Source organism: Lamprocystis purpurea DSM 4197 (assembly GCF_000379525.1).
Taxonomy (GTDB): Bacteria; Pseudomonadota; Gammaproteobacteria; order Chromatiales; family Chromatiaceae; genus Thiodictyon; species Thiodictyon purpureum.
The window spans coordinates 22,059-35,665 of record NZ_KB902532.1; the positions used below are offsets into that span (position 1 = coordinate 22,059).

20 protein-coding genes and 2 pseudogenes are annotated in these 13,607 nt (G+C 63.5%); 8 read left to right on the plus strand and 14 right to left on the minus strand.

Annotated features, from left to right (window positions below):
* The first annotated feature begins 7 nt into the window (after nucleotides 1-7).
* The 5 genes from A39O_RS0125015 to A39O_RS0125040 all read left to right on the plus strand — a co-directional run bounded on the left by A39O_RS0125015 (nucleotide 8) and on the right by A39O_RS0125040 (nucleotide 1,862).
* Entirely contained in the window at nucleotides 8-265 is a 258-nt protein-coding gene (locus A39O_RS0125015; RefSeq protein ID WP_020507400.1) for a hypothetical protein, read from the plus strand.
* A 148-nt stretch (nucleotides 266-413) separates the two neighbouring features.
* Entirely contained in the window at nucleotides 414-707 is a 294-nt protein-coding gene (locus A39O_RS42330; protein ID WP_020507401.1) for a DUF2887 domain-containing protein, read from the plus strand.
* A gap of 75 nt (nucleotides 708-782) precedes the next feature.
* Nucleotides 783-1,115: a DUF4351 domain-containing protein gene (locus A39O_RS42335; RefSeq protein ID WP_211211712.1), complete on the plus strand. Its 333-nt coding sequence runs from the start codon at nucleotides 783-785 to the stop codon at nucleotides 1,113-1,115.
* Nucleotides 1,116-1,342: 227 nt separating this feature from the next.
* A complete protein-coding gene (locus tag A39O_RS0125035) occupies nucleotides 1,343-1,537 on the plus strand; it encodes a DUF2281 domain-containing protein (RefSeq protein ID WP_020507404.1) in 195 nt (64 codons plus the stop codon).
* A gap of 112 nt (nucleotides 1,538-1,649) precedes the next feature.
* Nucleotides 1,650-1,862 (plus strand): DUF433 domain-containing protein, encoded by a 213-nt coding sequence (locus A39O_RS0125040; RefSeq protein WP_026199726.1) that lies wholly within the window; start codon nucleotides 1,650-1,652, stop codon nucleotides 1,860-1,862.
* A gap of 14 nt (nucleotides 1,863-1,876) precedes the next feature.
* Here A39O_RS0125040 and A39O_RS0125045 read toward each other — a convergent pair whose 3' ends face one another.
* From A39O_RS0125045 to gshB, 13 genes and pseudogenes are all read right to left on the minus strand, one after another.
* Nucleotides 1,877-2,074: a type II toxin-antitoxin system VapB family antitoxin gene (locus A39O_RS0125045; RefSeq protein ID WP_020507406.1), complete on the minus strand. Its 198-nt coding sequence runs from the start codon at nucleotides 2,072-2,074 to the stop codon at nucleotides 1,877-1,879.
* Between the two features lie 224 nt (nucleotides 2,075-2,298).
* Nucleotides 2,299-2,724, minus strand: a pseudogene (locus A39O_RS37105) (RES family NAD+ phosphorylase); the annotation flags it as partial.
* 451 nt (nucleotides 2,725-3,175) lie between these two features.
* A complete protein-coding gene (locus tag A39O_RS43700; RefSeq protein ID WP_157640404.1) occupies nucleotides 3,176-3,265 on the minus strand; it encodes a hypothetical protein in 90 nt (29 codons plus the stop codon).
* Nucleotides 3,226-3,447, minus strand: coding sequence for a hypothetical protein (locus A39O_RS41230; RefSeq protein ID WP_020507408.1), 222 nt, complete (start codon nucleotides 3,445-3,447; stop codon nucleotides 3,226-3,228). Before A39O_RS41230 ends, A39O_RS43700 begins: the two co-directional genes overlap by 40 nt.
* On the minus strand, nucleotides 3,444-3,704 hold the full coding sequence (locus A39O_RS0125060) for a UPF0175 family protein (RefSeq protein ID WP_040528739.1): 261 nt from the start codon (nucleotides 3,702-3,704) through the stop codon (nucleotides 3,444-3,446). The genes A39O_RS41230 and A39O_RS0125060 overlap by 4 nt, the downstream gene beginning before the upstream one ends.
* A 45-nt stretch (nucleotides 3,705-3,749) precedes the next feature.
* Nucleotides 3,750-5,039 carry a dihydroorotase gene (locus A39O_RS0125065; RefSeq protein WP_020507410.1) on the minus strand — a complete coding sequence of 430 codons (1,290 nt, stop codon included), beginning with the start codon at nucleotides 5,037-5,039 and terminating at the stop codon, nucleotides 3,750-3,752.
* Complete coding sequence (locus tag A39O_RS0125070; RefSeq protein WP_020507411.1) at nucleotides 5,032-6,036, minus strand: aspartate carbamoyltransferase catalytic subunit; 1,005 nt, start codon at nucleotides 6,034-6,036, stop codon at nucleotides 5,032-5,034. Before A39O_RS0125070 ends, A39O_RS0125065 begins: the two co-directional genes overlap by 8 nt.
* The gene (gene pyrR / locus A39O_RS0125075) at nucleotides 6,036-6,581 is read right to left on the minus strand and encodes a bifunctional pyr operon transcriptional regulator/uracil phosphoribosyltransferase PyrR (protein ID WP_020507412.1); all 546 of its coding nucleotides are present in this window, start codon (nucleotides 6,579-6,581) and stop codon (nucleotides 6,036-6,038) included. The genes A39O_RS0125070 and pyrR overlap by 1 nt, the downstream gene beginning before the upstream one ends.
* 43 nt (nucleotides 6,582-6,624) lie before the next feature.
* Complete coding sequence (gene ruvX, locus A39O_RS0125080) at nucleotides 6,625-7,071, minus strand: Holliday junction resolvase RuvX (protein WP_020507413.1); 447 nt, start codon at nucleotides 7,069-7,071, stop codon at nucleotides 6,625-6,627.
* Nucleotides 7,071-7,634: a YqgE/AlgH family protein gene (locus A39O_RS0125085; protein ID WP_026199727.1), complete on the minus strand. Its 564-nt coding sequence runs from the start codon at nucleotides 7,632-7,634 to the stop codon at nucleotides 7,071-7,073. The genes ruvX and A39O_RS0125085 overlap by 1 nt, the downstream gene beginning before the upstream one ends.
* Nucleotides 7,635-7,840: 206 nt before the next feature.
* A complete protein-coding gene (locus A39O_RS0125090) occupies nucleotides 7,841-8,863 on the minus strand; it encodes a TonB family protein (RefSeq protein WP_020507415.1) in 1,023 nt (340 codons plus the stop codon).
* Between the two features lie 74 nt (nucleotides 8,864-8,937).
* Nucleotides 8,938-10,062 carry an FAD:protein FMN transferase gene (locus A39O_RS0125095; RefSeq protein WP_020507416.1) on the minus strand — a complete coding sequence of 375 codons (1,125 nt, stop codon included), beginning with the start codon at nucleotides 10,060-10,062 and terminating at the stop codon, nucleotides 8,938-8,940.
* Between the two features lie 45 nt (nucleotides 10,063-10,107).
* Entirely contained in the window at nucleotides 10,108-11,061 is a 954-nt protein-coding gene (gene gshB, locus A39O_RS0125100) for a glutathione synthase (protein WP_020507417.1), read from the minus strand.
* A gap of 391 nt (nucleotides 11,062-11,452) precedes the next feature.
* Here gshB and A39O_RS0125105 point away from each other — a divergent pair, with 391 nt between their 5' ends.
* The 3 genes from A39O_RS0125105 (at nucleotide 11,453) to A39O_RS35080 (ending at nucleotide 13,361) form a co-directional block, all read left to right on the plus strand.
* Nucleotides 11,453-11,839, plus strand: a complete 387-nt coding sequence (locus tag A39O_RS0125105; protein WP_020507418.1) for a response regulator — start codon at nucleotides 11,453-11,455, stop codon at nucleotides 11,837-11,839.
* A 511-nt stretch (nucleotides 11,840-12,350) separates the two neighbouring features.
* Nucleotides 12,351-12,752 (plus strand): response regulator, encoded by a 402-nt coding sequence (locus A39O_RS35075; protein ID WP_245561976.1) that lies wholly within the window; start codon nucleotides 12,351-12,353, stop codon nucleotides 12,750-12,752.
* 18 nt (nucleotides 12,753-12,770) lie between these two features.
* Nucleotides 12,771-13,361: a hypothetical protein gene (locus A39O_RS35080; protein ID WP_020507421.1), complete on the plus strand. Its 591-nt coding sequence runs from the start codon at nucleotides 12,771-12,773 to the stop codon at nucleotides 13,359-13,361.
* Here the strand turns inward: A39O_RS35080 and A39O_RS42340 are convergent.
* Nucleotides 13,342-13,607, minus strand: a pseudogene (locus A39O_RS42340) (hypothetical protein); the annotation flags it as partial. The gene A39O_RS35080 and the pseudogene A39O_RS42340 sit on opposite strands and share 20 nt — an antisense overlap.

The window sequence follows — 13,607 nt, forward strand, 5'->3', positions numbered from 1 at the left end:
CGCAGCGATGCAATGGCAAGAAATCCGCGACTATTATCCCCAACAGTGGCTTCTGCTGGAGGCAGTCAAGGCCCATTCCGAAGGCGACCAGCGCATTCTCGACCAATTGGCGGTGCTTGACGCCTTCCCCGATTCGGCGACGGCCCTGAGCGCCTGCGCCAGAATTCATCGCGAAGTCCCGCAACGGGAGTTCTACGTCTTCCACACCAGCCGGGATACGCTGGATATCCGCGAGCGGCAGTGGCTTGGCATCCGGAGCGCGTGATGAATATCGAGCTGCGTCATGGCCTGCCCTATATAAGTGCAGAAATTGAGTACCGCGGACGACAGGTCAAGGTCGAGAATGTCTTACTGGATACGCAGTCCCGGTGACAGTTTACCTAACCGGAAATCTTAGGGTTGAGAAAACAGTTATGCCGGGATTCCCGAAACGTCGGCTGCCCATTCACGGCTGTTGGGCTAGAATCGGACCCACGCACACCGACCCGCTCTTCTACCGGATCTTCCAGGAGCGTCCGGCGACCGTCTTTGAACTGGCGGGCCTTGCGGTCCCGCCCGCGGGGGTCTACCGGATGCATGCCGAGGAGATGAAACAGACGGCCTTTCGGCTCGACGGGGTGCTGTTGCCCGCTCCGGGTACACCCGGCTTGCCGTTGGTCTTCGCCGAGTCCCAGTTCTATGCGGACCCCTGGTTCTATGCTCGCTGACTGGCGTCGATCTTTCTGATCGAGACCGTGCTGGTCTACAAATTTCCAGAGCTTTCGCGAGAGGCGATCCAGATCATGCTCCATTTGCCTGAAACCGATTTGAAAAAGACTCGCTTTTACCAGGAGGTATTCCGTGAGGGTGAGGAGGCGGGAGAGAAACGTGGAGAGAAACGTGGAGAGAAACGCGGCGAGAGGCGCGGTCTGGTCCTTGGCCAACTGGGCTTGGTGATGCGCTTGTTGCGCCGTCGTGTCGGCGAGCCGACCGCCGATCAGCGCGCGCAGGTCGAGCGTCTCTCCGCCGACGAACTGGCCGCCTTGGGTGAGGCCCTGCTGGATTTCACCGGGATCGAGGACCTGGAGCGCTGGGTGCGGGGATCAAAGGACAGCGAGGCTCGCGGTGACATCTGATCCCCGGTTTCCCGACTCAATGACCCCGACATGCAGGCCGCACCGGTGGCGCTGATGCGGGCCTCCGAGCGGGCGCGTCGCCTGGCCGAGCAAACCGGCACGTGGTTGGTGGTCCGCCCGCCCGCCGGCTTGCTCAACGACGGGCTCGGCTCCACCAGTGCAACTGAGCCTGACAGCGAAGGCAGCGCATCATTGGCGCGTTGTGGATCAGTTCGGGAGAATCAACCATGACTGTTGCAGAGTTGGCCTACGAACAGATCAAGACACTCCCTGAGATCGAGGCTCGGGAGGTACTGGATTTCATTGGTTATCTAAAGGAAAAGAGCGAGCGGGTGGAGTGGGAGGATCTGATGGGTGCCCAAGCGGCTTCGCTCGCCGCCGTCTGGGACAACCCGGACGATGAGGTGTGGAATGATCTATAGGCGTGGCGCCTTGGCCCTGGTGCCTTTTCCGTTTTCACCGGGCGCGGCTGAGCCCCCATGCCCAGGTGTAATGCTGATAGCGCAGCCATAGCCACTCTGACAGAGAAAACAGATGAATTCTCCGGAACTGGAGCGAATTACGATCAACCCCAAGGTCATGAGCGGCAAGCCTTGTATCCGCGGCATCAGGATAACGGTCGGCACCGTCACTGGATTGCTGGCGTCAGGCGAAACGATAGACAAAGTCCTGGAACTCTATCCTAGCCTCGAACGGGCGGACATTTATGCGGCCCTGGCCTATGCGACAATCGCTCCAGACCGATGAGTCGACCAGCACCATCACGCATCGTCGCGCCGCGTGGCATCCAGGTCGCCGTCCCAGGGCAGCTTGCCGTGCGCCGCGCGGATGCGTTCCTGCTCCTTCAGTCGCACCAGGAGCCGCAACCCCTCCTCGACCGCCTCACGCTTGGTTTGCAGCCCCGAGAGCGCCTGTGCACGCTCCATGAGCCGGTCATCGATCACGATGTTCGTTCGCATGCCGTGGATCTCCTGTAGATCGGTGTTGGCGATTATGCGCCTTGAGCTTGAGGTGATGGAATCCTCGCCTTGTCGTCTTACCCGCCGATCTTCATGGTCTACGATCGGTGCGTTAGGCCGCTAGCAGGAACAACTTGGACACTTACCGGGTGCTCCGTGTTGACAGCGCAGCTATCCACAACACTCGCTGATGAGAAATGTCCAAGTTATTTTTGCTAGGCTCCTTAGTGTTGCCAGCGTCCGCCGATCATCCTATCGATTACAGCACTGCCCACGGCGGAGTAGTGCCGCAGATCGAACGGCGTCACCGTCACGTGCTCGGGCGGGATCGGGTTGGGATAATCGGGATGGCCAGCGTTGATCAGCAGGTTCCGCGCCGCGCCATCCGGGAGCGTCGAGGACGGGACCTGCAAGGCCAGGGAGTCGCGCCGATCCAGCCAGGCATTGCCGATCGCCTGGGTCGCCGTGGAATGTAGGTTGGAGATCAGCCGCCAGGTCGCCGGGAGGGTCGCCGGGTCCACCGACGGCAGGGTGCCGTCGGGAAAGGCCCAGGCCACCTCCACCAGCAGCAGTTCGGTGCCTATGATCTCCGGCAATTCGAGGCCCTGGCTCATCATCCCCTTCAGCCACTCCAGCGTCGCCAGTGCGGGGCTTTCGGCCCCCCTTTATTTTACTCGCGGCCCGCAGGAAACCCGGGTGTTCCGGAACTATCCGCACGCGGCAACGCGACTCGTCTAGCGAGTAAACTTAGATGATCGCTTTCATCAAGGCGCTAGCAATGGCGCTTTGGCGATCCGCTGAACGTGGGCGCTCAGGGGCGCGACGCTTGCGGCGCCTCCCTTGGAACGTCTTGTTCGGCAATTCGTTCCGGTATGAAGTCTACGTGATCAACCTCGTGCGGAGCGATGGCTCTGTTGATTGATGCCCGGAAGCGGGTGAACGTTTGGCGTTTGGACCTCACCGCCGAGAGATGGGACCAGCCACCCCACGGTGGCCGAGCCCTATCATCGGCGTGGACAAGCAGGCGGCGCGCTTTGACGCCAGTGAATAGGCACTCGAATACGTGGTTCCATGACATTGGTTTTGGGCAGATTCGCCTCATTACGGGAACTCTCGGGCCTCCGCGAGAACCTGTTCGTAGACGGATTGGCTCAACCAAAATCCCGCACGCAGACGCAGATCGTCGAGCAAGGGTTTGATCGATCGGCATCGGCAACTTCATTGCGACCTGGCCAGGACCGCCCGCCCGCGTTTAACTCGAACCAAACAGCCTCGGGAATCTGGATGCGGCCGAACAGGCTCTGCAGCAAGTCGAGTCTCCCGATCGCCGCGAGATTGGTCAGCGGCGAGGTGTCGCTGACAACCAGGCTCATGGGTGCGAGCGCTCCCAGCAATCGATCGCCTTGAGATCTTCAGTTAATTCGGATTCATCATAATGAACCGGAATGCCGCGGGACGCAGACAATTGTCTGAATTCCCATAGCGACAAACCGGCAAGCGCTCGGGCCTTACCCGCCGACAGCCGCTGTTGCGAGTACAAGGCCAATGCCAGTTCCCGTTTCGCCTCGGCCGCCGTCAGGCGCGCCGAATCCAAGACGTCCTCGGGGATCTCGATCTGTGCCGCTGCCACGATGGCCTCCGCGTCATCTATTTCGTTCAATGTGGATGAGTCGAACTAAGCACGCTCATGGACGATCCGCCCGCCGAGCAGCGTCCAGCGCACCCGACCCCGAAGTTGACGACCGAGAAAGGGGGTATTCTGACCCTGACTGACGAGTGTCTCGGGGCTCAGGACCCAGGTTTCGGCCGGATCGAAGCAGCAGATGTCAGCCGGCCGGCCCGGCGCGAGACGGCCCAGGTCGTGGCCCAGGATCGCGGTGGGTCCGGTGGTCAGGCGGGCGATGGCGGCGGACAGGGTCAGGACGCCCTCATCGACCAGGGCAAGGGCGAGCGGCAGCAGGGTTTCCAGGGCCGAGATTCCGGGTGCGGTCTCGGGGAAGGGGGCCTGCTTGGCGTCGGCGTCGTGGGGTTGATGGTCGGAGCACAGCGCCTGAATGGCGCCTTCGGCAACGGCGGTGCGCAGCGCCTGCCGGTCGGCCAGGGTCCGCAGCGGCGGGATCACATGACAGTCGGCATTGAAGCCGTAGACATCGTCCTCGGTGAGGAAGAGTTGGTGCACCGAGCAGTCGCCGCTGGCCGGGATGCCGCGGCGCCGCGCCTCGGCCAGCATCTCCGCGCCGCGGGCGCTGGAGAGTCCGCGGAAGTGGATGCGGGCACCGGTCTGTTCGGCCAGAGCCAGGGCGCGGGCGACGGCGACGGTCTCGGCAGCCTCCGGGATGCCGGGCAGACCCAAGCGGGTGGCGACCCGGCCCTCGTGGGCGCAGCCGCCCTCGCTGAGATCCGCGTCCTGGGGTTGCAGGAACAGCGTGAGGCCGAAGGTGGCGGCATAATCGAGGGCGCGCATCAGCACCTGGCTGTTGCGGATGGGCCGGTCGGCCTGGCTGAGCACCGGGCAGCCGGCCTGTTTCAGGGCGGCCATCTCGGTGATATGGCGGCCGTCCAGACCCTGGGTGATGGCTCCGACCGGCAGCACCCGCGCCAGTCCATGGCGTTGCGCGGTGCGCAGGATAAGTTGGGCGACCGCCGGGGTGTCGATGATGGGGGCGGTGTCCGGCGGGCAGCACAGGGTGGTGATGCCCGCGGCGGCGGCCGCGCGGGTCTCGCTGGCGATGGTCGCTTTCTGTTCGTGACCGGGCTCGCGCAACCGGGCGGAGAGGTCGATCAGGCCGGGGCAGACCACCAGCCCGTGGGCGTCGAGCACCACGTCGGGCTGGAACCCGGCCGGGGGCGCGCCGATGGCGAGGACCCGGCCATCGGCGAGATGCAGATCGGCCTCGTGGTCGGTCCCGCTCGCCGGGTCGATCAGGTAACCATTAACAATGCTGATCTTTTTGCTGCTAGTCATCAAGGCCCCCCACGGCGCTCTGGCCGCGCAGGTTCTGGGTGCCGATACACATGGCAATGACCGCCATGCGCACGGCGATTCCGTTGCTGACCTGTTCCAGAATCACCGAGCGTGGCCCGTCGGCCACCTGGGTGTCCATCTCGACCCCGCGGTTGATGGGGCCGGGGTGCATGACGATGGCGTCCGGCCGGGCGGTGGAGAGACGCTCTTCGGTGAGTCCGTAGAGTTGGAAATATTCGTGCTCGCTGGGCAGCAGGGCGACGCTCATGCGTTCGCGCTGCAGGCGCAGCATGATCACCACGTCGGCGTCACGCACCCCTTCGCGCAGATCGTCGAAAACCCGCACGCCCAGGGATTCGACCTGCGCCGGCATCAGGGTGCGCGGGCCGATAACCCGGATCTCACCGGTGCCCAGGGTGTTGAGCGCGGCGATCTGGGAGCGGGCCACCCGTGAGTGCAGGATGTCCCCGACGATGGCGATGCGCAGGTTCTCGAAGGCGCCCTTATGACGGCGGATGGTGAACATGTCGAGCATGCCCTGCGTGGGGTGCGCATGGCGTCCGTCCCCGGCATTGATGACGCTGACGTGGGGGGCGGCCTGGGAGGCGATGAAGTGGGCGGCGCCGCTGGCCGCATGGCGCACCACGAACATATCGACCTGCATCGCCTCCAGGTTGCGCAGGGTGTCGAGCAGGGTCTCGCCTTTGGTGGTGGCCGAGGCGGCGATGTTTAGATTCAGCACATCCGCCGACAACCGTTTGGCCGCCAGCTCGAAGGTGGTGCGGGTGCGCGTGCTGGTTTCGAAGAACAGGTTGGCCACGACCTTGCCGCGACACAGGGGGACCTTCTTGACCGCCTGCTGGGCGACGCCGAGGAAGCCCTCGGCCTGGTCCAGGACCTCGGTCAGGAGTTCGCGGCTCAAGCCCTCGACGGTGAGGAGGTGCTTGAGGTGACCCGCGGGGTCCAGTTGCAGATCGTGGGCATTGGCGTGGGACATCATGGTGCGGCCTCGACCTGGTGCGTCTTGGGTGCCGGCTTGGCCGGCGCACGCCCGCGCACCAGCACCAGCGGCGCCGGGCCGGTCAGCTTGATTCGCTCACCCGCTGCGAGGCGCGCGTGCAGGCCCACCACGTTGGGCTCGATCGGCAAATGGCGTCCGTCCAGCTCCGCCAGGACGGCGAGAATCACTGATTTGGGACGGCCATAGTCGAACAGGGTATTGAGTGCCGCGCGGATGGTGCGCCCGGTCTGGAGAACGTCGTCCACCAGGATGATATGGCGGTTCTCGACCGTGACCGGCAGATGCGAGGGGCGGACCTGAGGGTGCATTCCGATCCGGCTGAAGTCGTCGCGGTAATAGGAGATGTCGAGATGGCCCAGGGGATCGGCGAGGGCGAGTTCGGCGTGTAGCCGCTCGGCCACCCAGACCCCGCCGGTATGGATACCGACCATCAGGGGGGCGGTGATGTGCCGCCGCTCGAGCAGGGCCTGCAGGCCAATGCCCATGGCGGCGATGGCCGTCTCGACGGCGGCGTGATCCATCCAGATCTCTTGAGAATCACCGGGGTGGTTGATCGTTGCGGGGCTAAGGGGTTCGGGGTTGCTCACTGAGCCAGGCTTCCAGGATCAAGGCGGCCGCCAGGGCGTCGACCGCGTGGTGGGGTGGGGCGCCGGTGCGCGGCTTGGGACCGATCCGCGGGTTGGGGCGGCTGCTCAGTTGAGCGCGTGCCTCACAGGAGGTGAAGCGCTCGTCGACCAGATGCACCGTCAGCCCGAAACGCCCCTGAATCTGACGCGCGAAGCGGTGGACCAGGGGCGCCCAGTCTGCTTGCGTATCATCGAGCTTGTAGGGCAGGCCAATGACCGCCGCGCTGGGCTGCCAGTGCCGCACCAGGGCCTCGATGCCGGGCCAGTCCGGATGCGCGCCGCGGCAGGTCAGGGTGGTCAAGGGGGTGGCGGAGCCGGTGACCGTTTGGCCGACCGCGACGCCGATTTTGCGCGGGCCGAAGTCGAATCCGAGCAGAGTTGGCACTACGCGTGTCCGGCCTCGCCGCTGAGCAGGTTGAGATCGACACCGAGCAGCTTGGCGGCAGCCAGCCAGCGTGACTCCGCGTCCAGTCGGAAGATGATGTCGTCGTTGGCGGGGCCGCTGAGCCAGGCGTTGGCGCTGAGTTCCTGCTCCAATTGGCCGCTGCCCCAGCCGGCATAGCCCAGCGCGATCAGGACTTGCGGCGGACCCTCGCCGCCGGCGATGGCCTCCAGCACGTCGCGTGAGGTGGTCACGCTGATCCGGGAGGTGATGTTGATGGTGGAGTCGAACGACGGGCCGGCGGTGTGGAGCACGAAGCCCCGATCCGTCTGCACCGGGCCGCCTTGATAAACCAGGGTATCGCGCACCGCGCTGAGCCGGGTGGGGATGTCCAGTTGCGCCAACAACTCGCCCAGGGTCACCTCCGTGGGGCGGTTGATGACGATGCCCATCGCCCCCTGATCGGTGTGCTCGCAGACATAGGTGACCGTGCGCGCGAAGTTGGGGTCCTGAAGACCCGGCATCGCGATCAGGAAGTGGTTCGTGAGTGACGTACTGAAGCCCATGGCGCTAGTATCCCGTGCCCCGCGGGCCGGGGCAAGCCCGAAGCGACGGATATTATAGCCTTCGGACGTGATAACCGGATGTAGGGGCGGGTTCCAAACCCGCCCCTACACGAAGGTCTGTCTGGATATCAGGTGCGAACGCAATAAGCGCTGCGCCGGTGCAAGGCCGGCGAATCGAGGATGGGTTTCGCTACGCTCTACCCATCCTACTCCCAGCCGAGCTTGCCGCCGCGCAGGAATTGCCAGGTGCGGATGATGTCGAGGACGTCGGTTTCGGCGGCGATGTCGGGCGGGAAGGGGGCGTAGGGCGCGGCGAGTTGGACGATCTTGATGGCGGCCTGGTCCAGCAGCTCGTGTCCGGAAGAGCGCACGATGCGGATCTGTTCCACGGTGCCGTCCGCGCGGACTCCGACATGCAGGATGAGATTGCCGTGGAGGCGCTGGTCCTTGGCGGCCTGTGGGTAGTTGAGGTTGCCGATCTGCTCGACTTTGCGCGCCCAGGCGGCGAGATAGTTGGCGTAGCGGTATTCGCGGGTGCTGGCGCTGATGGACTTGTGTCGCTGGCGGCTGGCATAGGCGCTGCCGCGCGCCTCCAGGCTTTCGGTGAGACGGGCGATCTCCTGGTTGCGGCTGGCGAGGATCCGGGCGGCATCCACCGGTCGACCCGGGTCATTCAGGGGGTCGCTGCGGGGGTCATTCAGGGGATCACTCAGGGGTTCGACCGGCGGCTTGACCCGCTGCTCCGGTTTGGGCTTGGGTGTCGTCGCGGTCAGGACCTCAGGCGGCTGGGCCCGCGCGGGTGGGGGCGGCGGCGGGAGCGGCGCCGGGGGCTCCGGTTCCGCCATCTCCTCATCCAGGAACTCGACCTCGGCGTTCGGATCCGCGTCGGCCGAGACGACGCTGTCGGCCTGCGGTGACTCGCCCACGCGTGAGCGCTGGGACAAGGCGGCATCCGGCTCGGGTGTCGGGGTGGTCTGCCCGGCGTCCTTCAGGATCAGGATCTCGAGTGTCTCATCCGCGGGCGCCTGGGTGACCGGTTGGGGCATGTGAAACGAGACGGCCAGGAGCAGGAACAGGTGCAGGAACAGGGCTGTCAGCAGGGCGAGCGGCAGCACGCGCGAGGGGTCGTCATCCAGCGGCGCGGTCAGCGCGCGGGGGACCGGCGGTGTCCGGAAGGTGGCGGCGCTCAAGTGGGTTCCGCGTTTCAGGCGCAAGCCCCAAAGGCTCATCGCCGGGGCTCCGCCAGGACGTCGCGACCGTGCGTCCGGATTGGTGCGCTTGCGTTTGGAGCGGCTGTGCTCGCTCACGCCGGGTTGGAGCGAGGCTGACCGGCGGTCGGAGGTGCGCCCGGCGGTGCTGCGAGCGGCGGGCTCAAGATCAGTTCGGCGTTGGTATCGACGATGTCGAGCCGCGCGTGCAATTCCGGGTTGAGGTGCACGTTACCCTTACTGTCCACCAGGATGACATAGCGTAAACCGAAGGCTTGGGCGACCGCGTGCCAATGCTTGGGGCCGGCGACGAACAGGGCGGTGGCGGCGGCCGTGGCGGTGACCGCGTCACCATGGACGACGGTCACCGATTGGGTGCCGCGCGCCGGTTGGCCGGTGCGGGGGTCCAGGATATGGTGATAGTTCACGCCGGCATAGATGAAGTCACGGTCATAGGCGGCGGTGGTGGCGACGCTCTCGTCGCCCATGACCTTGAGCACGGCCAGCACGCCGGCACCACTCGGGCGGCGTATCGGAATGCGCCAGGGCTGACCGCCGCGGTCGCCGATCGCCCGCAGATCCCGACCGATCTGCACCAAGGCGTCGCGGATGCCCAGTTCCTTGATCTGGGCAATGGCGAGGTCGATCGCGTAACCCCGGATGATCGGCTGGAAATCGAGCCTCAGGGCGCGGTTATTGCCCTGGATCTCCAGTCCGTCGAGTTGGATGTCGGCCATGCGGGGGTTCGCTTTCACCCAGCGCTCGATCACCTGATCGCGCGGCGGCGGATTGCACTCCGGTTGCGGGACATTGAAGCCCCAGAGTGCGATGAGATTGCCCAGCGCCGGGTTGAACAGCCCGCCGCTCAGCTTTTCATAGGTCTGACTCATGCGGACCAGGGGCAGGATGGCGGGCGGCGCGACGAATGGTTCTCCGGTCGGCAGGAGTTGGTTGACGCGCTCCATGACGCCGGTCTTCCAGGTATCCAGGGTGCTGTCGAGGAAACGGAAGTCTTGCTCGATGAGGTCATTCGCGCGCGCGGCCAGGGCGGGCTCCACGCGCACCAGGCTCAGGTCGACGATGCTGTCGAAGGCCGTGAAGCGCGCGGTGATCACCGGTGCCTCGGAGCGGCAGCCGGTGAGGAGGATGAGCAGGGCGGCGGCGATCCATCCGGCGCGGCGGCGGGTCCGGCCGAGGGTGAGGTCCAACGGATACAGCATGGGAAGCTCCGGGGCGCGAGCCCGCGACCGGGGATTCTGGTCGCGTCAGGCAGTGGGAAGGCGCGCGGCGATGGTGTCCATCAGGTCGCCCGCGATGTCCAGTCCGAACTGGGCATCCAATTCGCGGATGCAGGTCGGGCTGGTGACATTGATCTCGGTCAGCGACTCGCCGATCACGTCCAGCCCGGCGAACAGGATGCCGCGCGCACGTAGCACCGGTCCGACTTGAGCGCTGATCCAGCGGTCGCGTGCGGTCAGCGGACGGCCTTCGGACGAGGCTCCGGCCGCCAGATTGCCGCGCGTCTCGCCGGGGGCCGGGATGCGCGCCAGGCAGTAGGGTACCGGCTCACCGTCGATCATCAGGATGCGTTTGTCGCCATCGGCGATCTCGGGGATGAAGCGCTGGACCATGCACAGTCGCCGGCCGCGCTCAGTCAGGGTTTCCACGATCACACTGAGATTCGGGTCCGCGGGGCGCACCCGGAACACCCCGGATCCGCCCATACCGTCCAGGGGCTTGAGGATCATGTCCTGATGGACGGCCTGGAAGGCGCGGATGTCGGTCAGATGCCGCGTCACCAGGGTGGGCGGGGTGCACTGGGGAAACTCCACCGTGAACAGTTTCTCGTTGGCGTCACGCAGTGCCCGCGGGTCGTTGACCACCAGCGCACCGGCGCGCTGGGCGTGTTCCAGCAGATAGGTCGAGAAAATGTACTCCATGTCGAAGGGCGGGTCCTTGCGCATGAGTACCGCATCCAAGTCACTGAGCGGGCATATGGTTTGCGCGCCGAACTGGTACCAGCCCGCGGGATCGTCCGCCACCCCGACCTCGCGCATCCGGGCCCGCGTCTGCCCGTCGGCCAGAAACAGGTCACCCGCTTCCATGTACCGCAGGCGCCAGCCGCGCCGTTGCGCCGCGAGCATCATCGCGAAGGTGCTGTCCTTCTTGATGTTGATGGACCCGATGGGGTCCATGATGACGCCGATTTGGATAGCCATGGCGCGAGTGTACCCCAAGACCCTGTTCCACTTGAAGCCGTCTTTTCGCCTGTCGTCCGCGTCGCGCCGACGGTTACATCGTCCGGGGATGCTCCGGCCGGCGCTCCTTGACGGCCGACGAAAATCCTTCGCGATCCGGTACAGGATGTTCCGGCAATCGCCTGATGCGGTCGGAGTGTCCGATCGTTTCCGACGGTGCTACCGTTCATAATTCTTCGCATTCCGTGCCTTGATCGCGGTCTAGAATTCTGGTTGACGTCGCGTGACCTGACGCCGGATAGTGGGAGGTCATCGCATCTCAGTCTTGGGCGATGTCTGTGCGCTACTGCAGAACGCCCGCCTTGTTTGAGGAGATGACTTTGGCCATCAACACTCAAGCGGAGAAACAACAATGAAACAAGAAGCGGCACGCCGGAAAATTCTGATCATCGAGGATGCGCTGGACCTGTTGGGGTTGATGAGGTCTGCGATGGAACGCGAAGGCTATCTGGTGTTCTGTGCCGCCAACGGTGCGGACGGTATTTCATGTCATGCGCGGGAGCGTCCGGATCTGATCATTCTTGACCTCTACATGCCGATCATGGGCGGGATAGAGGCGCTGCAGGCCATCCGCAAGACTGATGACAAAGTGCTGGTTGTCATCCTGACCTCATACCCCACACCAGACACCATCAGGGATGCCGCCGACCTCAATGTCAGCGAGTACCTGAGTAAGCCTTTTGAATGTCGGGACCTGGTGAAAGTGATCGATACTGTGTTCGCGCACAAAATTAGCTAGCGGACGCGACGGCGGCCCGACCGGCGGTACCGGCGGCGCGGGGTTCGGTGGACCGCCGCCGGACGGATGATCGAGGCCGAGGCGCGGGCATGGGTCTGCGTTTCAAGGGCATGATCGGTGCCGTCTCGGAGGGCAGGCGGCGGCTTTTTCACGACTGGACCACCCGACGACCGAGCGCCCCCGGCGCTGATCTGCCTGGGCGCATCTCATGCGGCAGGGGGCGGAGGGGATTGTTCAAGCTTGTGTAGTCCGCCACAGGGACGAAGAGGTAGACTGCGCTAGGCTGGTGCAAGGCCCGCCCGGCATCAGGATCGATAATCAACGAAAAGTGTTTTTGTTGTGCCGGCATCGGGGTTGTCAGGCGAGCACCGCGGCGCCACGGAAGCCGCAGAGCATCATCAAGCGCCGTTGTTCGCGCTGGCGGTCGTGAAACAGTGCGTGCCGGTTATCTGCCGGACTCATCGGTCAGGCAGTGGTCGCGGTCCAGCAACAGGGTATGAGGGTTATTGCAGTGCATTTCAGTGACCATTCTTCAAGCGGCAAGGAAATGAAAAATCGCAAGATACTGATCATCGAGGATGATCCCGAGTTGTTGGGGCTGATGAGGCACGTAATGGAACGCGATGGCTATCTCGTCTACTGTGCCGCTAACGGTCCCGATGGTATTCTCCGGAATACCCAGGAGAATCCTGATCTGATCATTCTGGATCTGCACATGCCGGAAATGGATGGCATCGAGACGTTGCGCATTATTCGGGAATCCGATGACAGCGTGCTGGTTGTGATACTGACGGGATATGCTTCGCCTGATACGATCAGAGCGGCTGCCGATCTGAATGTCAGCGAATATCTCAGTAAGCCTTTTGAAAATCAGGAGCTGGTAAGCGTGATCGGCAGCGTATTCAAGCTTTGAATCAAAGAAGCAGCAGCGATGAAAGAAATAAGACGGTTGATCTATGTGCCTATTCTTCACGCACAGGACGATTCGGGACGCGCCGCTTCAAATGTGTCGGAAAATGCGAAGATGCGGAAAAGTAAGGAGAGCGTTGGTGCTGATCGGACTGCCGTCGAGCAGATGTGGCAGGGGATCGCGGCGAAGATCACCGAGTTGAATCTGCCCTGGGAAAAGACGCGAATCTATCAGGACGGTACGCCGGTCTGCGGTAATGAGACGGCGTTGGCGGAGCGGCTCGCGGAACGGGGTAGTACGAATTACACATTTCTGATAAAATTAATGAAGAAAGGGGCGGTTCTGGAAGGTACCGAAGATATGGAGCTGCTGATACAAGAATATGATTTGCTAAATAAATTATTGATTAAAAAGGCGGTTTCTGATCGGGATTCGGTGAATGCAGAATACCAGGAGAAAAGCAGAAAATTATTGGCGTTGCGAGATCAGTTTATCGCCGGCCGGATTGCCGCGACCCTGCAGGAAGGAGAACTTCCGATCGTGTTCATGGGCGTCATGCATCGTTTGGATAAATTGCTGGAGAAAGAGTGGCTCATGAGGCCAACTGTGTGACGCCACACAGCATTCGGAGAAATTCTATGCAGCATATTTTGATGTTGTGAGCCCATTCATGAATGGCGACATACTGCTGAAGATAGACCTTGTTGACACCACGAAATGGGCGGAGAAAATTGCGCAATCCTGTCCAAAAGCCCTCGCTGGTATTTACATGCACTTCCCGAATGCCGTCTCCGTCATCATCTCTGGCCCAGACGCGCTTGCCGGGCGTATGACACACCGTCACATGTAAACGATCAG